Source organism: Mycobacterium sp. 29Ha (assembly GCF_032883055.1).
In the GTDB taxonomy this organism is placed as follows: domain Bacteria; phylum Actinomycetota; class Actinomycetes; order Mycobacteriales; family Mycobacteriaceae; genus Mycobacterium; species Mycobacterium gallinarum.
Genome location: NZ_JAMQTI010000016.1, coordinates 22,177 through 48,533 on the forward strand (window position 1 = coordinate 22,177; position 26,357 = coordinate 48,533).

Annotated in this window: 23 protein-coding genes and 3 pseudogenes; 8 read left to right on the forward strand and 18 right to left on the reverse strand. The window is 64.3% G+C overall.

Features of this window, described 5'->3' with window-relative positions:
• Positions 1 to 113 precede the first annotated feature (113 nt).
• The 12 genes from M1248_RS20575 to M1248_RS20630 all read right to left on the reverse strand — a co-directional run bounded on the left by M1248_RS20575 (position 114) and on the right by M1248_RS20630 (position 11,571).
• A complete protein-coding gene (locus M1248_RS20575) occupies positions 114 to 392 on the reverse strand; it encodes an SHOCT domain-containing protein (protein ID WP_115326485.1) in 279 nt (92 codons plus the stop codon).
• Positions 393 to 705: 313 nt separating this feature from the next.
• Positions 706 to 1,266: a DUF1942 domain-containing protein gene (locus M1248_RS20580; RefSeq protein ID WP_067393767.1), complete on the reverse strand. Its 561-nt coding sequence runs from the start codon at positions 1,264 to 1,266 to the stop codon at positions 706 to 708.
• A gap of 629 nt (positions 1,267 to 1,895) precedes the next feature.
• A complete protein-coding gene (locus M1248_RS20585) occupies positions 1,896 to 2,078 on the reverse strand; it encodes a heavy-metal-associated domain-containing protein (RefSeq protein ID WP_067393770.1) in 183 nt (60 codons plus the stop codon).
• A gap of 197 nt (positions 2,079 to 2,275) precedes the next feature.
• Positions 2,276 to 2,683 (reverse strand): four-helix bundle copper-binding protein, encoded by a 408-nt coding sequence (locus M1248_RS20590; RefSeq protein WP_067393773.1) that lies wholly within the window; start codon positions 2,681 to 2,683, stop codon positions 2,276 to 2,278.
• A gap of 1,063 nt (positions 2,684 to 3,746) precedes the next feature.
• Entirely contained in the window at positions 3,747 to 4,685 is a 939-nt protein-coding gene (locus M1248_RS20595; RefSeq protein WP_317149570.1) for a M56 family metallopeptidase, read from the reverse strand.
• A complete protein-coding gene (locus tag M1248_RS20600; protein WP_083126132.1) occupies positions 4,682 to 5,068 on the reverse strand; it encodes a BlaI/MecI/CopY family transcriptional regulator in 387 nt (128 codons plus the stop codon). The genes M1248_RS20595 and M1248_RS20600 overlap by 4 nt, the downstream gene beginning before the upstream one ends.
• A gap of 149 nt (positions 5,069 to 5,217) precedes the next feature.
• Positions 5,218 to 5,928 (reverse strand): L,D-transpeptidase, encoded by a 711-nt coding sequence (locus tag M1248_RS20605; protein ID WP_317149571.1) that lies wholly within the window; start codon positions 5,926 to 5,928, stop codon positions 5,218 to 5,220.
• A 263-nt stretch (positions 5,929 to 6,191) separates the two neighbouring features.
• On the reverse strand, positions 6,192 to 6,491 hold the full coding sequence (locus M1248_RS20610) for a hypothetical protein (protein ID WP_317149572.1): 300 nt from the start codon (positions 6,489 to 6,491) through the stop codon (positions 6,192 to 6,194).
• 232 nt (positions 6,492 to 6,723) lie between these two features.
• Positions 6,724 to 7,965 carry an MFS transporter gene (locus tag M1248_RS20615; protein ID WP_317149623.1) on the reverse strand — a complete coding sequence of 414 codons (1,242 nt, stop codon included), beginning with the start codon at positions 7,963 to 7,965 and terminating at the stop codon, positions 6,724 to 6,726.
• 50 nt (positions 7,966 to 8,015) lie between these two features.
• The gene (locus tag M1248_RS20620; RefSeq protein WP_067395748.1) at positions 8,016 to 9,128 is read right to left on the reverse strand and encodes a PLP-dependent cysteine synthase family protein; all 1,113 of its coding nucleotides are present in this window, start codon (positions 9,126 to 9,128) and stop codon (positions 8,016 to 8,018) included.
• 116 nt (positions 9,129 to 9,244) lie between these two features.
• A complete protein-coding gene (locus M1248_RS20625) occupies positions 9,245 to 9,658 on the reverse strand; it encodes a hypothetical protein (RefSeq protein WP_131808612.1) in 414 nt (137 codons plus the stop codon).
• Positions 9,659 to 10,041: 383 nt separating this feature from the next.
• Entirely contained in the window at positions 10,042 to 11,571 is a 1,530-nt protein-coding gene (locus tag M1248_RS20630) for a multicopper oxidase family protein (RefSeq protein ID WP_317149573.1), read from the reverse strand.
• Between the two features lie 780 nt (positions 11,572 to 12,351).
• Between M1248_RS20630 and M1248_RS20635 the strand changes: the two genes are divergently transcribed.
• The 4 genes and pseudogenes from M1248_RS20635 (at position 12,352) to M1248_RS20650 (ending at position 15,047) form a co-directional block, all read left to right on the forward strand.
• On the forward strand, positions 12,352 to 12,786 hold the full coding sequence (locus M1248_RS20635; protein WP_067396623.1) for a hypothetical protein: 435 nt from the start codon (positions 12,352 to 12,354) through the stop codon (positions 12,784 to 12,786).
• A 378-nt stretch (positions 12,787 to 13,164) separates the two neighbouring features.
• Positions 13,165 to 13,704: pseudogene (locus tag M1248_RS20640) on the forward strand (IS1380 family transposase); the annotation flags it as partial.
• A 10-nt stretch (positions 13,705 to 13,714) separates the two neighbouring features.
• Positions 13,715 to 14,065, forward strand: a complete 351-nt coding sequence (locus tag M1248_RS20645; RefSeq protein WP_234787830.1) for a tyrosine-type recombinase/integrase — start codon at positions 13,715 to 13,717, stop codon at positions 14,063 to 14,065.
• Complete coding sequence (locus M1248_RS20650; RefSeq protein ID WP_084377851.1) at positions 14,031 to 15,047, forward strand: hypothetical protein; 1,017 nt, start codon at positions 14,031 to 14,033, stop codon at positions 15,045 to 15,047. Before M1248_RS20645 ends, M1248_RS20650 begins: the two co-directional genes overlap by 35 nt.
• Here M1248_RS20650 and M1248_RS20655 read toward each other — a convergent pair.
• The 3 genes and pseudogenes from M1248_RS20655 to M1248_RS20670 all read right to left on the reverse strand — a co-directional run bounded on the left by M1248_RS20655 (position 15,044) and on the right by M1248_RS20670 (position 18,050).
• Positions 15,044 to 16,012 carry a tyrosine-type recombinase/integrase gene (locus M1248_RS20655; RefSeq protein WP_317149574.1) on the reverse strand — a complete coding sequence of 323 codons (969 nt, stop codon included), beginning with the start codon at positions 16,010 to 16,012 and terminating at the stop codon, positions 15,044 to 15,046. The two genes, M1248_RS20650 and M1248_RS20655, sit on opposite strands and share 4 nt — an antisense overlap.
• Positions 16,009 to 16,592, reverse strand: a pseudogene (locus M1248_RS20660) (tyrosine-type recombinase/integrase). The gene M1248_RS20655 and the pseudogene M1248_RS20660 overlap by 4 nt, the downstream one beginning before the upstream one ends.
• Positions 16,593 to 16,940: 348 nt before the next feature.
• Positions 16,941 to 18,050: pseudogene (locus tag M1248_RS20670) on the reverse strand (PLP-dependent cysteine synthase family protein).
• 387 nt (positions 18,051 to 18,437) lie between these two features.
• Between M1248_RS20670 and M1248_RS20675 the strand changes: the two are divergent.
• A complete protein-coding gene (locus M1248_RS20675; protein WP_317149576.1) occupies positions 18,438 to 19,178 on the forward strand; it encodes a response regulator transcription factor in 741 nt (246 codons plus the stop codon).
• Positions 19,179 to 19,237: 59 nt separating this feature from the next.
• The gene (locus M1248_RS20680; RefSeq protein ID WP_317149624.1) at positions 19,238 to 20,374 is read left to right on the forward strand and encodes a HAMP domain-containing sensor histidine kinase; all 1,137 of its coding nucleotides are present in this window, start codon (positions 19,238 to 19,240) and stop codon (positions 20,372 to 20,374) included.
• A 38-nt stretch (positions 20,375 to 20,412) separates the two neighbouring features.
• Here the strand turns inward: M1248_RS20680 and M1248_RS20685 are convergent, their stop codons facing one another.
• Positions 20,413 to 22,425 carry a heavy metal translocating P-type ATPase gene (locus M1248_RS20685; protein ID WP_084377057.1) on the reverse strand — a complete coding sequence of 671 codons (2,013 nt, stop codon included), beginning with the start codon at positions 22,423 to 22,425 and terminating at the stop codon, positions 20,413 to 20,415.
• 78 nt (positions 22,426 to 22,503) lie between these two features.
• Here M1248_RS20685 and M1248_RS20690 point away from each other — a divergent pair, with 78 nt between their 5' ends.
• Positions 22,504 to 22,875: an ArsR/SmtB family transcription factor gene (locus tag M1248_RS20690; protein ID WP_067387074.1), complete on the forward strand. Its 372-nt coding sequence runs from the start codon at positions 22,504 to 22,506 to the stop codon at positions 22,873 to 22,875.
• Positions 22,876 to 23,447: 572 nt separating this feature from the next.
• Here the strand turns inward: M1248_RS20690 and M1248_RS20695 are convergent.
• Together M1248_RS20695 and M1248_RS20700 are read right to left on the reverse strand one after the other, a co-directional pair.
• Positions 23,448 to 24,104, reverse strand: coding sequence for a DUF305 domain-containing protein (locus M1248_RS20695; RefSeq protein WP_067387076.1), 657 nt, complete (start codon positions 24,102 to 24,104; stop codon positions 23,448 to 23,450).
• 129 nt (positions 24,105 to 24,233) lie between these two features.
• Complete coding sequence (locus tag M1248_RS20700; protein WP_067387077.1) at positions 24,234 to 24,446, reverse strand: hypothetical protein; 213 nt, start codon at positions 24,444 to 24,446, stop codon at positions 24,234 to 24,236.
• A 687-nt stretch (positions 24,447 to 25,133) separates the two neighbouring features.
• Between M1248_RS20700 and M1248_RS20705 the strand changes: the two genes are divergently transcribed.
• Positions 25,134 to 26,351, forward strand: coding sequence for an Ig-like domain-containing protein (locus M1248_RS20705; protein WP_317149625.1), 1,218 nt, complete (start codon positions 25,134 to 25,136; stop codon positions 26,349 to 26,351).
• Positions 26,352 to 26,357: the final 6 nt, after the last annotated feature.

Genomic DNA, 26,357 nt, shown 5'->3' on the forward strand with positions numbered 1-26,357 from the left:
CTTTTACTCATGGTTGAAATTGGCTTCAGCCGATGCGGCACATAGTGAGTCCATCGGAACACAGCCGGTCTCGCCGAAGGCAAAAGACTTCCCAAGCGCCAGACGAAAGCCGTTCATGGTGCTGCTCTATGTTTCCTGAGCACGCTGAGGCGCCGACGGTACTCGTCGTGATCCAATTCACCCTGCGCGTAGCGTTCGGCGAGCACATCTTCGGCCGGGCCGAAGGGTGAGTAACGAGGCGGCGAGGAAGTGCTGTTACGAGTCAGAAAGCGCATGGCCAGCACCACGACCGTGAGGATCGCCGCCAACACCAACACCATCGCGATAACCATTAACGCCCAGCCGCCCCAGCTCCAGCCGTCATGCCACATCCACCCGTCATCGCCATGCATTCTGCGGCCACCTCTCCTACTGTCTTGTTTCCTTGTGCGTTCGCGTGCTCGCTACCACGCTGTTCCGTAGTCCGATGGTCGTGGGAGTGTTGAGCTCGCCAGGTCGCGCCCCGATACGCGACCACTGCTCTCGTTGCCGGCGCTTCGATGGGCGGGCACGTGGATACTCCACCACGTAGAAGACGCTTGAGGCCGGGTCAGGCCCTGCTGATATAAAGGCCTCGGGCATTCGAGCTCGCGAATAATTCGACACGGTCCCCGATCGTCCTTGGGACTCCTCGTTTCTGGCCAGACGACGAAATGTTCCATGCGGCTAGGTCGCCTGGAGTTCGCAGCACGCACACGGCGTTGCCGATTCCTTACACTGGCAATCGCCCATCTGCATGCCCGGCCCCATTTGCATGTCGAGCATGGGTCCGCTGCAGCACCACATCATCACAGGTCGTGGCGTGCCGGTGGTATAGATCAGGGCAACAGGGTCGTCAGCGGTGACGTCGAAGTACAGTTTGCCCGTCGAGGTCTGTCCGTCTGCAAGGGTCGTACTGGGGATTCCGTTGGGGCTGGGCACCTGCCAGAGCGCCGGATACCGGACGCCGGAACGCGATACGGCCTGAAAATTGGGGATGATCGGTGTGACCGCTCCGTTCATGGCGCTCACCGACACGCCTGCCTCCCACAGCTTGCCGACTGCCGAATATCCAGGCAGGAGGTCGGCGCCTCGCTGCAGATCGATGGCTGTCCACTCTTGCACCACCGGCGCACCGGCGTCAGCCACTCGCTGTTGGGAGCCGAACATGTGAGGACACTTCGCCGCTGCAAACGCGGCTGGTATGCCGGTGCCCACCAACAGCATCATCGCTGCGGCCGCCGCCATCACAATCACGATATTTCGCACTGCCTGTCCATTCTTTACGCCGCCGCAGGCATACGCAGCTGCTACGTACTTCTACGACCATGCTTACCAGATGCGGCACCGCACGCGGAAGGCGTCCAGTAATCGGTCGCATGAACTTCGAGGCGAAGGGACCCGGTTCAGATTTGCACCGACAGGCAAGAGCGACAATGCTTCTCGTGACCTCGACGGCCCTCGCATCAGCGCCGGCTGGCATGTAAGGAACGACTGAGGCGCCACCCGAGCTAGGGAGATCGGACCGGCGCCCCAGCCGCCCCGACACATACTAACCTAAATAGTAGATAGCGAAAGTACTTCCTGAGACAGATACCGAAAGTTCGCGTATAGCCGTGTCGTTCGTGGCAAACTGCCACGGCTGCAGATACCGAGGCGGCTTTCGAAGGGCGCTGGAAGCGTCCGGAGCGTCACCCGCCCCCGGCGCCATTCGAGCGGTTGCAGCCTCCCTGAATCGCCATGGGGAGCCGTGCCAGAGAGCTGCCGTTCTCGACGCTTGTCAATAAGTAAGCGCCACCCGCGTCAGCACCTGGGCTGGTTTCGGCTGAGTGTGCCATCGTGGCGTGCCGCCGCTGTGGACACTACCTGGACGGTACTCATGTCATCCGCACGGCGGTATATCCGGACTCGTCTACGGCCGCCATTATGGCCGCATCGGCGATGGGCTCCTCACTGGTGACGACCAGTTCGCCGGTGGCAGCGCTCACCTCGACATGCTTGACGCCGCCGAGGGATCTGACTTCCTCGCGGACCGACATCTCACAGTGACCGCATGTCATCCCGGAGACGCGTATTCCGCTGTGGCCATTGGTGTATTCCTCCTCATGGGGACGATCGGCCAGCTCACTTCGTTTAGGAAACCGGGGCAGGTCAGGCTCTGCGTGTCATGCCGCAGAAGCGGGCCGGGCCCATACTGAATCACAGAAGCCAACGATGCCATCGGCAGGCTGGCTACCCTCGGGAGGCTTCGCAGCGATCAGCCCAGCGATGAGAGCAGCTGTTCGCACGCCTGCCCGCAACGCCGACACACCTCGGAGCAGATTCGGCAGTGCTCGTGGTGCTCGGCATGCCTAGCGCATTCATCGCCACAGGACTGACACGCCGTGGCGCAGGCCTGCAACACCGAACGGGTCAGATTGGCATCGTAGCCGGTGTGGCGCGAAAGCACCCGACCCGTCGTCTCACACAGATCTGCACAATCGAGGTTGGTGCGAATGCAGGTGGTCAGCTCTTGGACCGATTGTTCACTCAGACAGGCATCTGCGCATGCGGTACATGCCTGTGCGCATTCGATACACGCCTCGATGCACGCCGTCAATGCCGCACGGTCGATGCCGCCGAGATCCTGCGGGTAGGTTTCCAGCATTTCAGCCGCGGTGCTCATTTGCCTCACTCCATCACTGTTGTCAGGTGTTGTGCCGCGAGGTTTCATCAAGACGCGGCTATCCGTGTGACCGCGGCCAGCCTGACGGCACAGCCACAACTCATGGACGACAGGCGCATACCCCACACATCTACGGTGAAACTCCGTAGGCCAAGCGTAGGGCAAGGGCGTGCCGTCGACAAGTACCCCGCGCGCCGCATCGGCCTGCATCGAACGCCGGCGGCTTGGATACCGGGACGCGATACGCCAGTTAGCCTGCACCACACCGACGCGATGAACGCGACGCTGACGCGATACCGATCAGCAGCATCATCCCCGGGCGACGGACTTCAGCTCGGGCCCACCCGCCGGTGAGATAAAGGCATACCGCCGGAGACGGATAAGCGTGCCCCAGATTCGGTGCGATCCACGCGACACCACGCTGCCCGCCATCCGAGGTAGCCGAACAGTTCGGCGACCATGTGGCTGAACAGCACCACCGGTACGGACAAAATCAGGCTGCCCCAGAGAACCTGCCGCGCAACACATCCCCGGACGTCCCCGTGCCCGCCATGGCGGTCATGGCCCGAGCCCGGGCTATCTTAAGCGACGTAGGCCAAGTGTTCGCCGTGTCCGGCCTGGGGGTCGTGTTCGCTCAGGATAGGACTCTGTATCTGAGGGGCCGTGGTGTCCGAGCCGTTCGAGGTGTCGGTCAGCATGTCCGTGCTCCGGGCGAGAGATCACAACTCCTTCTGTGGGCCGCCGTGTGGCCGGTGGCGCTGTCGCCAGCCCGTTCGCGGTCGCGTGTCCGGCGGTCGAGTCGGATACCGTGATCTTCTACTGGCCGTCTTAGTAGGACAATGTCGGACTCCGCAGAGTTCTAACTTGTCTGCATCCGAGTTGGCGATGATGTCGGCTGAACAACGCTTGACAGAGCTAAAATCGGTTGCGGGCCTGCGTCGGACGGGCCGCACATGTTCGCCGGAGCAGCCACCGGCCACGCGGTTTGCCCTACTACCAGGCCAGCGCGCGGTCGGCGGCCACACCGATCCTCGGGTCTTCTGCTTGCGCGACATTCGTGGAGCTAACCGCACATCAGCGTGCCCGATGCCATCAACGCAAGAATGAGCAACGGTCCGCCGGCCATCAGCGTCGATGCGCTGGCCAATGCTGCCCGGGCGCGTATCTGCGTCGGCGGTGTTGCAGGAACCGCCAGACGTTCGGCCCTGCTGAGCACCGCCACATCGGCCGCCCCCAGTGATCCTGCCGGCGCTGCTCCGACCAGTGACATCAATCCCAACAGCAGCGCGCGGTGACCGAATCGACGGGCCGCCGCGTCGTCGGCACACATCTCCAGTATCCGCGAGACCTCAGTGGCACCCTGTGTCATCAGCGAGAGTTTCGGGAAGACCACCGCCAGACTGCGGAGGGCGGCTATCACTTGATGATGGCGTCCCGCCAGATGAGCGCGCTCGTGTGCGAGCACGGCGCCCAGCTGATCGTCGTCCAGGGCCGCCAGCGCACCGGTCGTCACCACAATGACCGGTGGGCGACCCGATACGCAGTAGGCGGCACGCTCGGAAGCATCGATCACGAACACGTCCTGGCCAACCGGCCGACCTACCAACCGCACCCCGTCAGCGTGCTCGAGCGCCCCTGCCCGCAGGCGAGCAAGAGCGCGGGCAATTCGGGCACCGGCGAGCGACGCGGCGATGACACCGGCGGCTGCGGCGGCGAGCAACAGTACTTGAGGGATGCGACCGGCATACCCAGTCAGCACGTCGCACAACACGGCAAGACACGACGCCACCACACCGTTGCTGTGTTCGCCGCCGGTGACAAGGTCCCCGACGATGAGCACTGCGGCCATCAACCAGCTGATAAGCACACTGCCGATGGCAGTCAGCCATGCCGCCACACCGTAGCGAGGAGCATGCCCTTCACGGGTGAGCCGACGCAGAATCGGCGGGCCGACCACGCACACCACGAAGCTGTAGAGCAGCAGGCACGCAGCGACGCTCACCGTTTACCTGTCCGCTTCTTCGGCAGCCGCCGCAACGCCGTGCGCAGCCGCTCAGATTCCCGGGGACCGATCTGCTCGATGAAGTGGCTCAGCACCAGGTCAGACCGCCCCCCGCCCTTGAGGGCATCGCGCATCAATCGTGCCGTGTGCTGCTCGCGCGACAGTGTTGCCCAGTAGCGATACGCCCTACCGTCGCGTTCGCGGGCCAGCCAGCCTTTGGTATGCAGATTGTCCATGGTGGACATTACCGTGGTGTAGGCGATTTGCCGTTCGGCGGCCAGTTGCTCGAAAATCTCGCGAACCGTCATCGACGCCTCAGGACCGTAGTCCCACACGCGTTCCATGATGACCGCTTCCAACTCGCCGAAACCGCGCACCCGCACCGTTGAACCTCCACTGTTCGACGATGAGCTTACCGGCCACCATGGCATACGCGCGATTCAACAAGCGCTGAAGCAGGGCGCACAGAAATGCGCAGGGGTGGCCGCTGTCGCCGAAACGGCGTCAACTCACGCTGGATCGGCGCGACCCGCTATGCCTGAACGGTGACGGGATCCCCTACTCGCACCATGTCGAAATACCACTCGGCGTTTTCCGGGCTGAGGTTGATGCAGCCGTGGCTGACATTGGCCGATCCCTGCGCGTCGACTGACCAGGGGGCCGAGTGCACGTAGACACCTCCCCATGTCACACGCACGCCGAATTCGCCGTCGATAAGGTAGCCCTCCGGGTCGTCAAGCGGAATACCGATGGTGCGTGAGTCGAACACGACGTTGCGCTGCTTCTCCAACACCGTGAAGTCACCGACAGGTGTTTCGAAACCGGGTTTACCCAGTGACGCCGGCATTTCACGGACCACCTCGCCGTCGACTTCGACGGTGAATGTGTGCGCATCGATGTCAGCGATACTGACCACCGCAGCACCGGTGCTGAACTCGGTCTTCAACCCGCCAGCTCGCACTTCGATCCTATCGTGGGCCGGCCAATAGCCGGTCGGCATCCACTCCAACGTTGCATCGTCGAGCCATGTGAATTCACCGGTCGTCGACTGCGAAGTGGTGATTGCAACCGTGCGTTCGGCGGCCTTCCTATTGACGACGGGCGCAATGAACTCCACCACCACTGGGTGGGCGACCCCGACCACCTCACCGGGACCCGGAAGGACGCGAATCACGCCGAAAGTCTCGGTGGCCGCAGCTTCGGCGGCTGGCGTGCCCGCCGACGGCGTCAGGAAAGCAGCCACCACGGCTGCCGTGGTTAGGAGCCATCGCAACTAACCTTCACCACCTTCGTTCAACCGCGGCGTGCGCCACAAACGGTACTCTACGTACTTACTACGTATAGTAGCTCTAAACGGTCCGCGACGAACCTCCCCTGCCACACGGTTGGACCACGCGCTCGAACGTCATACATCCTTGCGTTGATCTCACGGGTCAGCCCGGCCACGACACCCTTGTGTGCATTGGTCGATCGGCCGCTAGCCACGTCGCCGCAGCGCGGCCTCTCCTAGCAGGTGACGTCGACGTACATTGTCCTGTACACCACCCGCTCCACGGTGCGGTCGCGCATGTCTCTGCGCATCTCGGTGACGTCGCGTCCTGGTCGAATCGAGCTCACGGCGCACTTCGTAAGGGGCGCGGATCCGGTCTTGCTCACGATGACCGTATATCCGCTGTCCTCAAGGCTTTTCACCGTATCCTGCGCAGAGCCAGGGCCCGTTGGGGCAGCAGATGCCGGCGCAGCGACCAACACGGCCGCGGTGGTGATACCGGCGACTATCGTCGCCATCTTTGCCAATGTAGCCATGTCCACTCCCAATTCGCCGCTGGACCAACCATTCATCGCCCTGGTTAGTACGTAGTAGCTCAGTAGCTACTAGTTAAAGGTACCTCAAAGCACTGACAGCATTACCGGTCTTGCGGGCACGGTTGGATAACGATGAGAACGCTTCTAAAATAGCTACTTTCGGCCTTTCGAAAGATCCGATGGCTGCTTTTCGGAAGTTCATGCAAGGGCCCGCACCGTGACGCCCGGTCAGTCACTGCGCAGGAGGGTGGTCCGGCGAGGTCACTCGACCCGGATCCGCGGCGGCTTTGACCGGCACCGGCTGCAGTCGCCCGCTGCGATTAAGGTAGAAGAGCGCTGATGCCGTCAGCCCGCCAATTAGGCTCAGCGCTACCCAGATCAGCTCTGGCGCGCCGGCATCGCGCGCGGCTTGCATCAGCGCACCGGTACCCAAGTTGCCGGCGAGTATACCGACACCGATGATGGTGTTATAGAAGCCGTAATGCGTTGCGACCAACCGGTTCTGGGCGAGTGATACCACGGTGTCCATTTCGAAGGGAAATACCGCCGCTGATCCGACTGCCAGCAGCGCAGCGGCAGACAGCAAGGCGATCGCGGACGCCACCAGGCCGAACCGGCCACTATCGGGAACGACGGCCAGCGGCACGAACGCGACCGCCAAAATGAGCGTTCCAATGATTAGTGAGCGTCCCGCGCCCCATCGTGCACCGAACACGCGAGTGATGCGCAGTTGTCCGCCCACGGCGACCAGTCCAGAAACCACGAACACCGCTGCAACCAAGAGCGTTTCGGCGTCTGGCGCCAGAATCGCTGCGTGCAGCGGCAGTGCGAGATATACCTGGAAGGACAACACGTAGGAGCCGATCATGGCCGCCGCGAACAGCAGAAAGGATCGGTTGGCCACCACGGCGCGCCAGTCATCGAGTACGGACGCCTTCTCGGCGTTGAGTGTGGCGCTGTGCTGGGGAAGGGCGAACAACTGGGCAACGGTCAGTAGCGCGAACACTGTCGCCGCCGCTGCCGCGGTGACGCGGAAGTCGAGCGCCATCAGCGCCAGTCCCGCCAGCGGACCGGCCAGAATGCCCGCCTGGTAAAAGATGTTGAACACTGCGAACGCCTCGACGCGCCGATCACCGGAATCGGCTGCCAAATAAGCGCGTACCGCCGGGTTGAACAATGCTCCGGCGAAGCCCGTCGCCGCCGAGGCGATCAACACCATCGGCAGTGACTCGGCCACGACCAGCAACCCGAACCCTGCGGTACGCAGCAGGCATCCCGCCACGATCAGCGGTTTGTAGCCCAACCGGTCAGCAAGCGTGCCTCCGATGATGAACATGCCCTGCTGTGAGAAATTACGCACGCCCAGCACCAGACCGACCGCCCATGCTGCGAGCCCCAACGGGCCGGCCAGATATCCCGCCAAGTAAGGCATCAGCATGTAGAAGCCCAGGTTGATGCCGAACTGGTTGATCATCAGCAGCCGGCTCGGCCAACCAAAACTCCTGAACTGTGCGGCCACTGCCCTCACCGCGCCACCGCCACGGGGTCAACCACCCGCGCGCACCGCGTCCACGACTGCACGACGCACTCTGTCGGCTCCGCGACGACCGCGGGCTCTGCGCTTGGAGGGCCTGCCAGGATTCCGTGTGCCCGGCAGTAGTCGTCGTTGTAGACGGTGTCGAAGTAGCGTTGCGGGCCGTCGGGAAACACCGCGGCGATCCTTGTACCCTGCGGGTAGGTGCGCGCCGCCCAACCGGCCACCAGCGCGACCGCCCCCACACTCCACCCACCGCTGGCGTAGTGGGTGGCTGCCAAGGTTCGGCACGCCCACACCGCCTCCGCGGGCGCCACCCAGTGCACCTCGTTGAATGCGCGGTAATCCACATTGCGGGGGTAGATGCTCGAGCCCAGGCCGCGCATCAACCGCGTGCTTGCCGGCTGGCCAAAAATCGTCGAACCAACGGTGTCCACGCCGATCAGCTGCAAGTCGGGATTAAACTCGCGCAACACCCGCGCCACGCCGGCCGAATGCCCGCCGGTGCCCACGGAGCACACCAAGACGTCAATGGACCCCAGCTGATTCTGCAACTCCAGCGCTAAGCCCCGATACGCGTCGACATTGTCGGGATTGTTGTACTGATCCGGATACCAGGCGGTCGGATCACCGGCCAAAATCTCGGCCACCCGATCGCGCCGAGCCTGCTGCCAACCGCCCCGCGGGTGCGGCTCGGTCACCAGATCCACCTGCCCACCGTATGCCGAAAGCATTCGTTGAACAATCGGTTCCATACCGGGATCAGCGACCAGCGTCACCGGATGCCCGTATACGGTGCCCGCCAGCGTAAGCCCCAGCCCGAGTGTGCCGCTGGTGGATTCGACGATCCGGCCACCCGGCTGCAGATCGCCACGGGCGAGGGCACGCTCCACCATGTGCATGGCCGGGCGGTCCTTCATCCCGCCGGGGTTGAAGCCCTCGAGTTTGGCCCAAAAGCCCCGCTCTTCAGAGCTGAACGGAGCACCGATCCACAGCACTGGAGTGCGGCCGACCAGCGTGGCAGGCCGGCGGTGATACCGGCCGACGGCGCGGCGACGTGAGGCGGACAGGTCGGGCGTGTGTACGGATAGGACATGGTTCATAGGGTTTCCACGCTTCTGCGTCGGAGCCGCAGCGCTGAAGAGGACGCGGCTATGGATGGTGGGCAGCAGACATCGACCCGAGTCCGCTCAATGCGGACAGGTCATGCGCCGCCCACTCAGCAGCGTGTGATACAGAACCGGGTGAGCCGATCACGACCCCAGAGCACAGCCCGGGCCGCCGGCGGCGGGCCACGCATGGATGTGCCGACCGCGGCGCCCCACCAGCCCAGCGCCAAAGCCACGGCGGTGACCAATCCAAGCGCAAGGGGCAGGGTCATGACCCGGGGCAGCACAGCCGCGGCAATACCGTGGTGCAGGTCGATGATGGACCCGTCCAGACAATGTGGGTGATCGACGACTTCAGCGAACTGAGACCCGAGTGCCGATACCACAGCATGGGGTCCGTGCGGCGCCGGAGGATCCACACAGGTGGCTGCCCACCCGGTGACAGCGACCAGCATCCACGAGATCACTGCCAGCCCGATCAGTCGGCGCAGCAGTATCGTGGTTCGCGAGCCATCGTGTTTCACAACGTTGCCCACAGTAACAGCGCGCACGCACGCCACGGCCCAGGCGCGAAGTTGATTCCGTGTTGTTACCGGGTCGCGATTCTTCAATTTCGCCTCACCAGGCCCGCCCCGGGCGTACCGCCATCAGAGTTTGCAATCTGCCTGCCCGCCACCGGATCTCTTCATCCGGCGCCACCCACCCGGCCACTTCTTGAGGAATCGTTCCTGCATATACGTACTATTTGCTTACGTACACAGTTTGGCAGCATTGGGCACCCATTGGTCTTCGACGCGTCAGCGCTCGTCGCACTGCTCGGAACACAAGGCGTGCATTAACAAGTCACCGACGCCGGAGATGTTACGGATATCACTGAGTCATTCTGGCGAAGATCGACGCACGGCCCTCAGGTCCTGTAGTTCAGGCTGGTCATCATGCCGGCCTCCTGGTGATAGGTGTTATGGCAGTGCAGCATCCATATCCCCGGGTTATCGGCATCGAAGACCACCGTGAGTTTCTGCATCGGAAGCACATTGACGGTGTCCTTGCGGGGGCCTGGCCGCCGCTGGTCGGCTGTCACTACTTCGAAGGTGTGGCCGTGCAGGTGCATCGGGTGCCACATCATGGACATGTTGTTGAACGTCACCGCGACGCGCTGGCCCTGCTGCACGTTCAGCGGTTCGGTAGCGGCGAACGGCCGACCATTGATCGTCCAATCGTAGGTGGCCATTGATCCTGCGAGGTCGGCGGGCAGTGCCACGTCGGCGGTGCGGCTCGGCAGCGTCACGCTGGGCGCCGCGCTCACCTGCTCTACCGTGCCGACGCGGCCAGACAACTCCGGTGGCCGGAAATCCGGCGCAGCAGGCGCACCGGCTCCGGTGACCAGCAGCGCTCGCGCCACGGCGTTCTTACCTTCAGCGGCGGCGACGAGCGGAAAGACCCCGTCACCGGCGGTGACCACCACGTCATAACGCTCCCCCATCCCGACCAACACAGCGTCAAACTCAGTCGGAACCACCGGGAAGCCGTCGGTATGTGTGACCATCATCGAGTGGCCGGCCAGCGCCACCCGAAACGCGGTATCCGAGCCGGCGTTGATGAGCCGGATACGAACTCGTTGGCCAGGTATTGCGCGAAACGTGCTCGGAGCTTGCGGGATTCGGCCGTTCATCAGGTAGTACGGGTAGGTGATATCTCCGGCGTCGCCACCGAGCAGTTCGCTGCCGCCCGTGCCGCCCACCCCGGGCACCGTCGCTGATCCGGGCATATCGCCCATGTCTCCCATCCCCGGCATATCGTGCGCAGGCGGGCCCATGGCGCGAAGCCCCTCATAGAGCTGTTGAGGGCTCGAACCCACACCGTCGGTCCAGTCGTCCAGCATCACCACCCATTCGGCGTCATAATCGCCGGGCTCGGTCGGGTCGTCGACGATCACCGGAAGGTACAGGCCGGTGTCGGCCTGCAACCCGGTATGGGGATGCGCCCAATAGGTTCCCGGGTGCGGCACCGAGAATCGGTAGATGAAGTCGCGTCCGGCATCGATGTTGGGCGTCGCCGGAGCGGCACCGTCCATATCGTTGCGCAGCGCAATGCCATGCCAGTGAACCGACGTCGGCTCGCTCAATCGGTTCCGAACGGTGACCGCCAACTCGTCGCCGACGCTGGCCCGCAGCAGCGGCCCCGGCACGGTGTCGTTGTAGGACAGCGTCTCGGCAATCACCCCGCCGAGGTCGGCGCGGGTGCGCTGGGCGGTCAGTGTTGCGCTGACCGTGCGTCCGCTGTGCGGGCGACGCGACTCAGCGACCGCCACCGGATCCGGTTGCGCGGTCCTGTCGGTTGAGCGCGTGCAACCCGCTAACACCATCCCAGCCGCAGCGGTGGCCCCTAGAAACCGCCGTCTGCTTAAACCGCCGCCCGATGCCACGAGGTCACTCATCACACGCTGCATTCCCGGCGACCGGGCCCAAACCCACCTGGCACCCACCGCAAGTCCACTAGTACCACATCATGTCGGATCCGGTCTCCTTCCCGTCTTCACCGTGCGCCGCGATACCCACCGAATTGATGAAGAGGATGTGAAGATTCGTTAAAGACGCCATCGGCGTTCAATACACGACTGGATGATAGACGTAGAGCGCTGTTGTCGTGGGTGCCCCGATGTGTAGCCTATTAGCACCAGTCCCCCCCCCGGGCCGGGGCGCCAAACGACCAATACCGTTGGTCCTATCGATGACCATGTGGCAAACGTTTGGCATTGCAAACGAACGATGTTGTGCTCGAGCACTATCCATTATTCCGCGAACATGTGGGTCACTGTGAACAGCCCACCCGCATCCTGAATGTCGCGACACTCTTAGCAGCGTTGCGAGGGGTGCCGGCGACCATCGGGTCGGACACCTCACCCGACCACCGTCCGCAACCGGCCTGCCCGCACCAGGCCGCTTACACAGTCTCCCCACTGTTGATGGCACCCGGTGCGCGCCAGCCACATACCGGCTCCAGGCACAGCGCTCGACGCCCAAAAACTCATCGAGTCTTTAACGCCGATCGGGTCTTCAACGAATCTTCATAGGAACTCGATCGATTCGGTGCATATCGCGGCGCACGATGAAGTCGGGTAGAGGAGATCGAACCCGACATTAAGCCGGCACTGGCAAGTGCTCGCTTACATCAGATGGCTGGAACGCTAGCCAACGATCACTGACAGGATCCGCTCGTGACGGTCAAGATCAACGTTATGGCAGGTGCAGCCGCCGCTGCCGTTGCGGCAAGTGCCCTGTTCTCTTTGCCGGGAATTGCGTCGGCCGCGGCCCACCTGGAGGGCCAAACCTACGCCGAGGTCACGGGGGTCATCGCGCAGGAGGGCGGCACGGCAATCATCGCGACCCGGGTCGGCGACAGGCTTCCCCTGAGCAAGTGCATCGTCACTGGCGTTTCGAAATCGACATTCGTGAGACCTCCGGTCGTCCAGGCTGTCCCTGGCCGTGACGGGCGGTACGGACGTCAAGGAGTCCGCTACCGAGTGGTCTCCAACGAATACCGGCTTAGCCTGAACTGTAATGCCCCCGCTGCGACAGCCAACACCCCGGGCAACTCGGCGGCAAGCCCTGAAGGCCGGGAAGCCAAGAGAGAGCAGCAAGCTCAGGAATGAAGACGTACTGCGGAAGGTCGGCATTGGTGCAGGCAGGCAGAAAACGAACACGCTGAATGGTTTCCTCGTCGAATGTGAGGTGGATAACTAATACACGGACCCCAGGCGCGGCGACACCACTATCCTGGGTAACCGCGTTAGCCCGCAGCATCACCAGACGAGGGCTGACACTCACGTCGAACTGGTTCAAAGTTCTTGGCGCGAAGCCGGGCCGGAACGGACGACCAAGACTGGGGCCGGTCGGAAGCGCCAATGCGCGGAGGACACTGGGGCAAGCTGTGCCCCGCCGACGCACTGGCCGACGGGGCAATCTCCCTGGAGGGCCGACCGCCCAGCCACCCAGAGAAACGCGCAGCTCGCTTCCTGATGCCGTTGGCGCTGGCCGACAAGGTCCATATTGCCGAGCCGCGGATCGCGTCCGGGTCGGCGAAACTGGCCACGCTCATTGCGGGGATGTGCGCTGGGGCCGACAGCATCGACGACATCGATGTGCGGGTGGCATGAAGACCGTGTTCGGTGGCGAATACGCCCCGTCGACGGTGGGAACGTTGTTGCGGAAGTTCACCTTCGGTCACGCCCGGCAACACGAGTCGGTGCTGCGCAACCATTTGGTGGCGTTGTGCGGGCGAGTCGAGTTGATGCCCGGGGCCGATGGGCAGGTGTTTCATCGACATCGACTCGCTGCTGCGCCCGGTCTACGGTCACGCCAAGCAAGGCGTTTCTTACGGACACAGCAAGATCGCCGGCAAGCAGATCCTGCGCAAAGGTCTCTCGCCGTTGGCAGCCACGACAAGCACCGCAGGCGTCGCGCCGGTGAGCGCCGAGATGCGGTTGCGCGCCGGAAAGACCGGCTCGGGAAAGGGCGCCGGGCGGATGGTCGCCTCCGCGATCAGCACCGCCCGCGCCGCGGGAGCCAGCAGACATCGACGTGGCCGGCGCGATCCAAACCTATCTGCTGGCTGAGCGCCCCGAGACCGACGCTGATGCACTATTCGTGGTCGCCAAAGGTGCCCACCGCGGACAGCCACTGACCCGGCGGGAACTGCGTACCGTGTTCCGCTATCACCGCGAGCGCTCCGGCGTCGCCGCGGGCCACCCCCACGCATTGCGGCATACGTTCGGGACCGCGCTGGCCGAGGCGGGAGTCGACCTGTCGGTGATTCAGGCGCTGATGGGTCAAGATCATGTCGACTCCGCTGCCGCCTACATCCATTTGGCCTCATCGTTTTTGCGGGCGGAGTTCGATGCCGCCCGCGCTCGGCTACGCGCCCGCCCCTGAGGCCGACCTGCTCGCCGCCTACGCCGAGCATTGCGACCGGCTCGGGTTGATTAGTGTGAACCTTGGTCCGGCCGCGCGCACGTTCCTGCGGCACTGGCCCGACCCGCAGCGGTGGGCCGGCGAGCCGCTCCAGACGCGGTTGGCGATGTCTGATCTCACCCGGTCGTTCGTGATGTACTTGATGCTGGCCGGGCATCTGCGGCCGGGTTATGACTACCTGATCCGCCGCAAGCTGCGCGTGTTCTGGTGTCACCTGCCACCGGGACCGTTGGGAGGACCTGGCCAGATTCCTCGCCGCCGCCGAACTCGGTTTCACCGAACACACCCGCAGCGCCACCGCATCCCAGGTGATCGGCCGACTACTCATCCAGAGCGGAAAGCGACTCGATACATTACCGACAACAACTTCGACGACTTGTTGGCTGCCAGCGCGGCGCGACATGGCCGAGAAAGGCCAGCCGCCATTACAGCAGCGCGGCGCACACTGCCCCAAGTGATGTTCCATCTCGGCGTATTCGCCGAGCAGCCGGTGAACGCAACCAGCCTGCTACGGCAAAGCTTTGCCGAGCGTATGCGGGATGCCACCCCCGCCCTGCGGGACTCGTTGGTGGCCGACCTCGACCGGCTCACCGCCACCCATACCCGCAGCACCGTCACCGGCACCGCGAGCCGACTCAACCACTTCGCCGCGCACTTGGCCGCGATCGACCCAGCATGCAGCCGGGTCCTCGACGTCGGCTCCGCTGCGATACCAGCCCCAGCGGGTGTGCACGGCAAAGCTGTGCCGGTTATGTGGATTCCGCATAACGGCATCAGGTGGACGGCCGGGTTATGCGCCCGGTCGGATCGTTTCTGGTGGCTAGGGGTTGCTGCGGATGTCCGCATAGCACGGGCGCGGCGTCAACGGCCCAGCGAGTCGAACCAGCCGATCAACGCCGCATCCGAGGTCCAGTCCGGCAGCACGTCCGGGGTCGGTGGCTAGGCGTTCTCGATCGCTTTGCATTTGGTCTCGGCGTCGGCGCGGGCGTAGATCTCGGTAGTGGACACGTCGGCGTGGCCGAGCAGGTCGCGAATGTAGTTCAGGTTGACGCCGGCCTGGATCAGGTGCATCGCCCGGCTGCGCCGCAGGGTGTGGGGCGTGACCGACAGTCCGGGCGCCCAGCCGGGGTCGTCGGCCCGGACGGCTCGCACGTGGCGGGCGAGGATCTTGGCGATGCCGGATCTGGTCAGTCTGGAGTGGTTGGGCCCGTGGAATAGCGGGTCGGTGTCGGCGCCGAGCCCGGGGTGCGGTTTGCGGTGCTCGAGGTAGTCGGCGATGAGCCCGGCGGTCGGGCCCATCAGGGGCACGTATCGGATCGTGGAATCCTTCCCGTGGATCGTCACGGTGACCGGGTTGGCGGGGCGGATGTCGGCAACGTTGAGGTCGCAGACTTCTTGTGCGCGGGCGGCGGTGTCGTAGGCCAGGGCGAGCAGCACGGTGTCGCGGATGGCGCGTGTACTGGCGGTGCCGGGCTGGGCGAGCAGTACCTTGATCTCGTCGCCGGTCAGGTGTCCCGCATCCGGGGCGGGGGTCTTCTTCCGCCGGATCGCCAGGATCTGGGTGATTTGGTCGAGCCGGTCGGGCTGCTCGACGGCGGTGTAGCGGCAAAACGACTTGATCACCGCCAGGCGCTGGTTGCGGGTGGCTGCCGAGCAGTTGCGCTCGGTTTCCAGCCAGTCCAGGAACCGCAGGATGTGGGGCCGGTCGATGTCGGCGAGGCGCAGTTTCTCTGGAGGTATGCGCTCTGCGGTTTTGAACCAGATCAGCAGGAGTTTGATCGCGTCCCGGTAGGAGGCGATGGTTCTCGGCGAGGCCGCGCGTTCCCCGGCCAGGTGATCGGTGAAGAATTTCGCGAGCTGGCGCCCGGCCAGGTCCGGGGGCGGCGCCGGCCGCTGCTGCGGTGTCATGACTGGTCCTCGGCCGGTGCGGGGATGACGTAGCCGAACCGGATTTGATGGGCTATCACCTCGGGATAGGCATCGGCGGTCAGCCGCAGGTAGTACTGGGTGCCGCGCAGGTCGGCGTGGCCCAGGTAGCAGGCCAGGTAGGGCAACATCGCGGCCACATCGGTGCCGGCTTCGGCCCAGCGCCGCAGGTTGGCGACGGGGAATCCGTGACGCAGCGAGTGCCGATGCGGGCCGCCGGTGAAATGCGGGATTTCGGCGTCGGCCAAATAGCTGCGGAACCGGACGTAGACGCTCGCCTGGTTGATCGGGCTGCCCGGCGCCCTGCTGTAGAAGATGTGAGCGTCGGGTTCGGGCACCGGGTGCGCGGCCCCGATGTAGGAACCCACAGTCGCGGCCAGCCGGCGGGTGATCGGGATGGTCCTGACCGCACCGTTTTCGAGTCCCGGATCTTCAGCGTCCCGGACTGCGTGTCCACGTCCGAGACGGTCAGGTTCAGCGCCTCGGAGATGCGCAGCCCGGCGCCATACAGCACCCGAAAGAACACCGGGTCGACCATCGCCTTGTTCGAATATGAGGACATCGGCTGGGAATCGATTACAGCGAACGATCGGCGCACCTCGTCGTCGGTGAACACTTAGGGCACCTGATGACGGGCACGGACCAGGGTTGCCGCGGCCGGCATGCAGGCCTGCCAGCCGGCGGCTTGGGCATGAGCGGCCAGTTGGCGCAGGACCAACTCGTTGCGCCGCAGGGTGCTCGGCCGCAGGTGACGGTCGTAGAGGAACCCCGTCGACCGCTTCTTTGGTGATCGGCCCGTCCGAATAGCCTTCCCTCCGGCAGTGGTCGGCGAATTGGCGCAGCACCCGTTCCGGGCTTTTTAACCGGTATCCGCCGGCGTGACGCACAACGACCAGGCCGGGCAGTGTCATTAGCCCACTGTTTGCATGGGATCGATCACCGTAGCGCAGCGGGTCCATGATGTGACGACCTCGTGGGTGGGATCGTCGATCACGTTGGGCTGCTGCGGCGGCTGTGTTAGCAGCAAGTCATGGCGACGGCAGTAGTCGTCGTTGTAGACAGTGTCGAATTAGCGCTGTGGCCCATCGGGGAAAACTGCGGCGATCGTCGTGTCAGTTGAGAAGGTGCGTGCCGCCCAACCCGCGACCAGCGCGACCGCGCCGACACTCCAACCGCCCGTTGCGTAATGGGTGCCCGCCAAGGTACGGCAGGTCCACACCGCCTCTGCCGGCGCCACCCAGTGCACCTCGTCGAATGCGGCGTAGTCGACGTTGCGTGGATAGATACTCGAGCCCAGCCCTCGCATCAGTCGGTTTGCGGCGGGTTGACCGAAAATCGTTGAGCCGATGGTGTCCACCCCGATCAGGTGCAAGTGCGGATTGAACTGGCGCAGTACCCGCGCGATGCCAGCGGAATGGCCCCCGGTTCCGACCGAGCACACCAGCACGTCGACCGTCCCCAGCTGAGCTTGGAGCTCCAAGGCCAGCGGCCGGTAGGCGTCGACGTTGTCGGGGTTGTTGTACTGGTCGGGCTGCCACGCCTCGAGGTCTTCGGCCAGTAGCTGCGCGACGCGGTCTTTGCGCGCCTGCTGCCATCCGCCCGTCGGGTGCGGCTCGGTGACCATTTCGACGTCGGCGCCGTAGGCGCGCAACATCGACACGATGATGGGTTCCATACCAGGATCGGTGACCAAGGTCACCGGATGGTGGTACACGATGCTGGCCAACGCCAGCCCTAAGCCCAGTGTGCCACTTGTGGATTCGACGATGCGCGCACCCGGACGCAAGTCTCCGCGTGCTCGGGCGCACTCCACCATGTGCATTGCGGGGCGGTCTTTTAAGCCACCGGGATTGATGCCTTCGAGCTTGGCCCAGAATCCGCGGTCCGCGCTGCTGAACGGCTCAGAAACCCGCAGTACCGGTGTGCGGCCGACTAGGTTGTCCGGTCGTTCGTAGCGGCCCAATCCGCGGTACTGCGCCGCATGTAGTTCGGGCGCATGGATAGACAAGGGATGACTCATGTGATCGTCGCTTCTCCATCGATCGGGGACGAGCCTCGGGGGCCGTCCGCTCGGGTCTTATCGACCGGGTCAATCGACATGTCGCGCGTCGCCACACCCAAGTTGCGGGTATTCCGGTCGCTGGAAAAGGCGCCAAACCATGCGACCGCCGTCGCGACCACAGCCGTCCAGGATGCGGCCAACGTGCCGCTAGCCACCAGCCAGCTTTCCCAGCCCCAGTACGGCACCATGTATCGACCCGGCCTTCCTTTCGATCTCCAAGGTGCCCGCCCACGTCCGCTGATTCAGTGGAGGTTTTGTGAAGATTTGCTCAAGACCTGATCGGCTGGCGCCAGTGTGCCGCCGCGAGCGGAGTATCGGTGTAGTTGGTGCCTGTTCACGGGCACTATGGACGCTATGGATGGCACGTCAGCTCAGGGAGGTCTGGGCGCGCCGGGCTACCGGGCATTGATCGTCGACGACGAGGCGGCACTCGCCGAAGTGGTGGCCAGTTATCTGCAGCGCGAACAGTTCGAAACCCGCACCGCCGTTGACGGTTCGGAAGCGGTGGCTCTGGCGCGTGAGTTTGATCCCGACGTGGTGGTGCTCGACGTGGGGTTGCCCGGTGCCGACGGGTTGGAGGTGTGCCGGCAGCTGCGCAGCTTCTCTGATGCATACGTGGTGATGCTCACCGCCCGTGACACGGAAATGGACACCATCGTGGGGCTGACCGTCGGCGCCGACGACTACATCACCAAGCCGTTCAGTCCACGCGAGTTGGTGGCCCGTATCCGCGCTCTGCTGCGCCGGCCGCGCACGGTGGCCGGAGGCGACCAGGCTGCACCGCCGCGGCGCTTCGGGAAGCTGCAAGTCGACATCGCCGCCCGAGAGGTGCACCTCGATGGTGAGCCGATCCGGTTGACTCGCACCGAGTTCGACTTGCTGAGTGCGTTGTCTGCGCGCCCGGGCGTGGTCTTGACTCGCCGCCAGCTACTCGAAACGGTGCGGGAGGGACCGTGGGTCGGCGACGAGCACGTCGTAGACGTCCACATCGGTCATTTGAGACGCAAGCTGGGCGAGAACGCGAGCACCCCGCGCTATGTGCTGACCGTGCGCGGCGTGGGATACCGGATGGGAGGCGGACAGTGAGCGCGGCTGCGAACGCCCAACGAGCGCCGGTGCGCGCTTGGTGGCGCCCGGGGATCGGCATGCGACTACTGGTCGCTCAAACCACGGTGTTACTGGCCGGTGCGCTGACCACCTGGATGGTCGCCGCCATCGTAGGGCCACCATTGTTTCGTGACCACCTGCGCCAGGCCGGCGTCGCGGCTCACTCGGCCGAGCAGCATCATGCCGAGGAGGCCTACCAGTACGCCATGGTCGCCGCGGTGGGCGGCGCGTTGGCGGTCTCGGTACTGGCGGCCTTCGCGGTCAGCTGGTACATCAGCCGGCGGCTGCAGCGCTCCGTCACAGAGGTAGCCTCAGCAGCGACCGCGGTCGCCGACGGCCGCTACACCGTGCGGGTAGCTCCACCGCACCTCGGGCAGGACTTCGACGCGCTGGCGGCTGCGTTCAATCAGATGGCCGGGCGCCTGCAGGCAGTGGATGCCACCCGCCGCCACCTCTTCGCTGACCTGGCCCACGAGATTCGAACCCCGGTAGCGGTGCTGGAAGCCTATATGGAAGCGGTCGAAGACGGTGTCGAGTCACTGACTCCGACCACCGTTGCCATGCTGCGTGATCAGACACGCCGGCTGGTGCGTTTCGCTCAAGATGCCGCCGCTCTGGCACAAGCCGAGGAAAGCTCCGCATCGATGACGACGACTGACACCGACATCGCCGAGTTGGTCACGACCGCGGTCAGCGCCGCCGCCAAACGCTACCGAGCCAAACAGGTAACGCTGTCCACCCACCTGCCACCCCGCGTGCCTACCGTTTCGGGCGACCCGCAGCGACTCGCTCAGGTTCTGGCCAACCTGCTTGACAACGCATTGCGGCACACACCGCCACGCGGCCACGTCGACGTCCGCGTCCACATAGACCGTCACCAGCTCGAAGTCAGCATCTCCGACACCGGTGAAGGCATTCCCGCCCAACACCTTCCGTACGTATTCGAGCGGTTCTACCGCGTGGAACCGGAACGTGCCCATGACAACAGCGGGGCCGGCATCGGTTTAGCAATCGCAAAGGCACTCGTCGAGGCACACGGCGGCTCAATCACAGCACGCAGCCAAGGCCCGGGCACCGGAGCCACGTTCATCATCACATTTCCGGTCGCCACGTCCGAGCACCGCCGACCAGACTTGCCGAGGCCAGCGTCTCAAGACCTGCACGTCCGACCCTAATTGGACAATCTGTCCACGTCCGCGGCCGGGCTATGTAATTAGCGGCGTGTCGTGTCAGATCGGTCTGTCTCCCTGGGTTTACCGCGGCGTTTGGCGGCGGTGGGCCAGGCGTTGGCGCGCAGAAGTCGTAACCCGTTGAGGCCGACGAGGATAGTGGAGCCTTCATGGCCTGCCACAGCCAGCGGCAGCGGGAGATGTCCGACGAGGTCCCAGGTGACCAGGACCGCGATGAACGTGGCGGCAATGATCAGGTTGGCGGCCACGACACGGCGGGCGCGGCGCGCCAATTCAAGGACGGCGGGAAGAGTGGCCAGGTCGCGGGTGATTACGGCGTCGGAGGTTTCCAGCGCGAGGTCGGAGCCGCTTCGTCCCATGGCGACGCCGATGTGGGCGGCGGCCATGGCCGGGGCGTCGTTGACTCCATCACCGACCAGCATGACTTTGGCGCCGCTGGCTTCAAGCTCGCGGACGGCGCTGACTTTGTCCTCGGGCAGCAGCCCGGCCCGGACATCGGTGATGCCCAGATCGGCGGCCATGCGGGCCGCTGCTCGGCGGTTATCGCCGGTAAGCAGGATCGGCTGGGCGCCGGTGAGCGTGGCGAGGTGAGCAACGGCGTCGGCCGCCTGCTCGCGAGGACGATCGGATAATCCGAGGACCCCGGCGGGGGCCTCGTTGACGCGCACGATCACGGCGGTATGGCCGGTGTCTTCCAGTTCGCGAGCGGTGGCGTGGGCGGCGGTGTCGTGATCTTGGAGTAGGGCGGGGCTGCCGACTTCAACGATGTTCTCACCGATGCGGGCTCGCACTCCGCGCCCGGGGGTCGAGGTGAAGTCGGTGGCCGCGACCATGGTGAGCTGTGCGTGGTGGGCGGCGGCCGCGATAGCGCGGGCCAGCGGATGCTCGGAGGGGTGTTCGGCGGAGGCCGCCAACCTTAGCAGTGTGGTGTCGTCGAGGTGGCCCGCGGGCAGGGGGCGAATGTGGATGAGTTGCGGCGTTCCCTCAGTGAGTGTGCCGGTCTTGTCGAAAGCCACGTGGGTGATGCCGGCGAGTTTTTCCAGTACGACCGCGGATTTGACCAGCGCGCCGTGGCGGGCGGCGTTGGCGATCGCGGCCAGCAGTGGCGGCATGGTGGAGAGCACCAGGGCGCACGGTGACGCCACGATCATGAATGTCATGGCCCGCAACAGCGCTGATTGCAGGTCGGAGCCCACCAGCATGGGGATGACGAACAACGCGATCGTGGCGGCCACCATGACGACTGAGTAGCGCTGTTCGACCTTTTCGATGAACAGCTGGGTGCGGGCCTTGCTGGCGCTGGCCTGGTCGACCATGGCCACGATGCGGGCGATGACGGTGTCGGCGGCTGGGCGCCAAACCCGCACCCCCAGGCTGCCGGTGCCGTTGACGGTGCCGGCGAACACCTCGTCACCAACGGTCTTGTCGACGGGCAGGGCTTCACCGGTGATGGTGGCCTGGTCGACCTCGCTGGCACCCTCGAGGACCACGCCGTCGCCGCCGATGCGTTCACCGGGACGGATCAACAGCACGTCGCCGACGTCGAGAGTCGCGGTATCAACAATCTCCTCACCCGAATCGGTGATGCGGGTGGCGGTTTCGGGCGCCAGATGGAGAAGTCCGCGCACGGAGTCTTCGGTGCGTTTGGTCGCCGCCGCCTCCAGCGCCCCGGAGGTCGCGAAGATGACGATCAGCAGGGCGCCGTCGAAGACCTGGCCTATGGCGGCCGCGCCGATGGCCGTGACCACCATCAGCAAATCGACATCAAGGGTCTTGTCCAACAGGGCTTTCAGCCCTGCCAGGGCGGGTTCCCAGCCGCCGGCGGCATAGCAGGCCAGATACAGCGCCCAGTACAGCCAGACCGGCCCCCCGGCGAGCTGCGCCAGCGACCCCGCCCCGAACAGTGCGGTCGCAGCCACTGCCCACCGCACCTCCGGTAACGACCAGGCGGTGGATCGGCGCGCCGGCCAGGAGTCGATCGGGGAGCGCTGCAGCGCGGTGGTGGCGTGTTGCACGTCAGTGGTCACCGGATTCATAGCTGCCGCATTCGCGTATATACGCAAATGCGCGCTCAGATGGGCAGATCATCACGCAGACGGCGCTATACTTTGGCCGTGCACTCGTCCTTTGCGGGTTTCTCGATGCCCACCCAGGAGCAGGTCACCAGGGCCGCGGAGACATTTCGCATGCTCAGCGACCCGACCCGGGTCAAGGTGTTGTGGGCGCTGCTGCAAGGTGAAACGTCGGTGGCGTGCCTGGCCGATCTCGCTGATGCCGCGCCCACAGTGGTCAGCCAGCACCTGGCCAAGCTGCGGCTGGCCGGCCTGGTCAAAAGCCGCCGCGACGGAACGTTCGTCTACTACTCGCCCGCCGACACCGACGTGCTGCGAGTGCTCAGCCAAGCGCTCTTCGGCGCCGACACCATCACCGCCGACCCCACCACCGCAGAACCGGTTAGCCGACGCCGCCCGTCATCGCGACGCTAGGTCATTCACGTCAATGCCTAAGCATGACATGGGTTTCGCGATCAAAGGGTACTGAACGGGGCAGCAGTCGATTTGTGCGGCATCAGCGTTGATCGGCGTCATGATGCACGAGGCGATCGATCATAATCGCGGCTACCACTGTGTCGGACAACCTTTTTCCCAGCGGCCGAACGCAGACTGAGGGTCACCATGACCGAGCCCGGCTGCTAGCGGCGGATCTTTTTCAGCTGGCGCTAGGAGATTAGCGTGGTGCGCGGTCGACAGGCGCGTGATCCAGTTGCTGGCGGTGTTGAAGAGTACCGGGCGTGGGCAGCTTTCATGCCCGAGCCCGATCGCCCAGTGTTTTGCCGAGGCCTGGGTCGTCCGAGCAGGATCACGTTTTCGGCTTTCGGCACAAAAATTTCCGGTGACCCAAGTGGGCCAACACATCTCGCCGCAGCGAAGACGGCGATCGAGGTTCAAGCCCTCCAAACTTCTTGACCTGCGGATCGCTGCAAGGGTCCCCGCGCCGGCGGGAATCACCGGCACGGGGACATCGAGGAGAGCTCGACGCTCCTAGCTTTCTGGCACCCCTACAGCGAGCCGAGGATCTGCTCCATGGTCTCGATCTCTTTTTGTTGCGAGGCGATGATCGAACGTGCCATCTCGATCGCCGCCGCGAACTGGCCGTTGTCGACCTCAGTCTGCGCCATCGCGACCGCACCTCGGTGATGCTCGATCATCTGCGTCAAGAACAGCCTGCTCGCCTCGACACCCTGCGCGTTACGAAGCGCGGTCATGTCTTGCTCGGTCATCATGCCGCCGCCGCCCATATTGCCCATGTCATGGCCGGGCATGCCCGGCATACCGGCGCCCGGAGACGTCGTGGAAGACACGCCCCATTCTGATAGCCAGCCTTGCAATTGCTGGATTTCCGGGCCCTGAGCCGCCTTGATTTCGTTGGCCAACGACACCACGCGCCCATCGATGCCCTGCTTAGCCAGCAGCATGTCGCTCATCTCAATTGCCTGCTGATGGTGTGGGATCATCCCTTGGGCGAAGGTGACATCGGCGTCGTTGTGCGCTTGAGCTTGGGCGCCGTTGCTTGCAGAAGCGGATGACGACGGGGTGGCCACCGCCGAGGTAGTCATCGACGACGTGTCTTGTTCGCTTTGTGAGCTGTTACTGCAGGCGCTCAATGCGAGCGCTGCCGCCACTGCAGCGACGGCGATGCCGATTATCCGGTTCATTTGCACGCGAATTCCTTTCGTTGCGCAGCTAGCCAGCCTGCAGGCAAAACCTAAAGGGTCGGGTCCATGTTCGATGAAGAATCGGTAAAGACCCTGACCGCCGGAGCTAGCGTTTCTGTCGCCGATCCCTTAGTCGTGATGGCCCGCCATGTGTCCGGAGGAAAACATGTGCACACTGGCCAGCACTCGGCCGACCCTCGGATCGGGAACGAAACGAGCCACGTTCCACGGTGCCTCAAACCGCTCCAACGTAGTCACATGACGACGGTCGATGGCTTCAACGATCATGTCGACCGGCATAGCCATCCGGTGGGTGGCGTGCAATGCGTCGAAGGCCACCACTCGAAGCGCCTGGACCTTCTGCGGCTAGGGCGTGTTCAACAGCCGTCGGGCTGCGCGTCAAGTCGTGTACGAGGAATAACAAGACAGCATCGACCTCGTTGGGAAGCGGGACGACCGCAGCATCCCCGGTCACGACCTCAAGCCTCCCACCACTTCATAACAGCCCAAGCGTCGCGATAATCGGCCGCGATCACCGGGGCTCTGCGCCCGCCGCAACCGAGTACCGAAGCAACTCTGCGAGCGTCAGTCGTGCGCCGCGCAACACCGCGGCGCCGGCGATTCGCTGGGGTACGACCCCAGCTGACCTCATTACATACGTAACAACTACGCATACCCAGTAGCAGCTGAGGATTTCACCCTGACGCGCCAGACCCTCCCATCACCGAGTGTGTCAGGTGCACTCGGCCCGCTCGCGCCGCGCAGTCAACCCACCTTTGCGCCGCGGGGTAGTTACGATGTACGTATCGATGCAGTAGCCGCTTCGGTGGCGACACGCTCGTGTTGGTAGGTCAAAGGCGACGTTCAAACCTTTACCGAGCCTTCAACGAAGGAGCAGGAAAGCAAAACACCGAGCGGCGACCATGAAGGGCGGTTACGTGTGTAACGCGGCGGGACGGCGCAGGACATCGAGGCTTGCAGCCGTCGCATCTGCGTTGAGACGACGGCAGAAAAGGGGTAGCCATGCTGCTGCGGCGGCGGACTTCACGGATCGGTCGGCGGAACACTCGGCTCGGGCTCATCGCCGGGACGGTGGTGGCCTTGACGGTGCTGCTCATAGGATGCAGCAGCAACGCGGCCCCGCGGCCACCGCAAGTGATCGCAGACAAGGGCGACCCGTATAGCGAATTACTGGTACCTACGCTGCAATCCTCAGTGGCAGACGGTGCCGTCGGTGTGGCGGTGGACTCTCCTGTCGCGGTGACCGCCGGCGACGGCGTCCTCGGCCCGGTCACCATGGTCAATGCAGACGGCATTCCGGTCGACGGGCAGCTCAGCCCAGATGGAGTGACGTGGGCCACGACCGAGCCACTGGGCTACAACAAGCAGTACACGTTGCACGCCGAAGCGCTCGGACTCGGCGGCATCACACGCAACAGCATGACATTCCAAACGCAGTCGCCGAAGAACCTGACGATGCCTTACGTCATGCCCAACAATGGCGAAGTCGTCGGCGTCGGCCAACCCATCGCCGTCCGCTTCGACGAGGACATCCCGAACCGTCTGGCTGCCCAGAACGCGATTTCGGTCGTCACTACTCCCCCGGTAGACGGAGCGTTCTACTGGCTCAGCAGTAGCGAGGTCCGCTGGCGTCCGGCCGAATATTGGAAACCCGGCACTACCGTTGAGGTTTCGGTCAAGACGTATGGTGTCGACCTCGGGAACGGCTTGTTCGGCCAGGACGACCTCAGCACCCGGTTCACCATCGGCGACCAGATCATCGCCACCGCCGACGACACCACCAAGACGCTGAGCGTCAGGCGCAACGGCGAATTGGTCAAGACCATGCCGATGTCCATGGGTAAAGACAGCACACCCACTGACAACGGCGCCTACATCATCGGCGACAGGTACCCGAATCTGATCATGGACTCGTCGACCTACGGCGTGCCGGTCAATTCGCCAGACGGTTACCGGCTCGACGTCGATTGGGCGACGCAGATGTCTTACAGCGGCATCTATGTGCATTCAGCACCATGGTCGGTCAACAGTCAGGGTCGTGCCAACGTAAGCCACGGCTGCCTCAACGTCAGCCCCGCGAATGCCGTCTGGTTCTACGAGAACACCAAGCGCGGCGACATCGTCGAAGTCGTCAACACCGTGGGTCCAACACTGTCCGGTACCGACGGTCTCGGCGATTGGAACATCCCGTGGGAACAGTGGCGAGCAGGAAATGCGAACCTCTGAGCACAC

Coding starts and splice junctions, on each gene's coding strand:
- M1248_RS20575 (WP_115326485.1), bottom strand. CDS start 392: ATGCATGGCGATGACGGGTGGATGTGGCATGACGGCTGGAGCTGGGGC.
- M1248_RS20580 (WP_067393767.1), bottom strand. CDS start 1,266: ATGGCGGCGGCCGCAGCGATGATGCTGTTGGTGGGCACCGGCATACCA.
- M1248_RS20585 (WP_067393770.1), bottom strand. CDS start 2,078: ATGACATGCGGTCACTGTGAGATGTCGGTCCGCGAGGAAGTCAGATCC.
- M1248_RS20590 (WP_067393773.1), bottom strand. CDS start 2,683: ATGAGCACCGCGGCTGAAATGCTGGAAACCTACCCGCAGGATCTCGGC.
- M1248_RS20610 (WP_317149572.1), bottom strand. CDS start 6,491: ATGGCTACATTGGCAAAGATGGCGACGATAGTCGCCGGTATCACCACC.
- M1248_RS20615 (WP_317149623.1), bottom strand. CDS start 7,965: ATGATCAACCAGTTCGGCATCAACCTGGGCTTCTACATGCTGATGCCT.
- M1248_RS20620 (WP_067395748.1), bottom strand. CDS start 9,128: ATGAACCATGTCCTATCCGTACACACGCCCGACCTGTCCGCCTCACGT.
- M1248_RS20630 (WP_317149573.1), bottom strand. CDS start 11,571: ATGAGTGACCTCGTGGCATCGGGCGGCGGTTTAAGCAGACGGCGGTTT.
- M1248_RS20650 (WP_084377851.1), top strand. CDS start 14,031: ATGCCGCCCGCGCTCGGCTACGCGCCCGCCCCTGAGGCCGACCTGCTC.
- M1248_RS20655 (WP_317149574.1), bottom strand. CDS start 16,012: ATGACACCGCAGCAGCGGCCGGCGCCGCCCCCGGACCTGGCCGGGCGC.
- M1248_RS20675 (WP_317149576.1), top strand. CDS start 18,438: ATGGACGCTATGGATGGCACGTCAGCTCAGGGAGGTCTGGGCGCGCCG.
- M1248_RS20680 (WP_317149624.1), top strand. CDS start 19,238: ATGCGACTACTGGTCGCTCAAACCACGGTGTTACTGGCCGGTGCGCTG.
- M1248_RS20685 (WP_084377057.1), bottom strand. CDS start 22,425: ATGAATCCGGTGACCACTGACGTGCAACACGCCACCACCGCGCTGCAG.
- M1248_RS20695 (WP_067387076.1), bottom strand. CDS start 24,104: ATGAACCGGATAATCGGCATCGCCGTCGCTGCAGTGGCGGCAGCGCTC.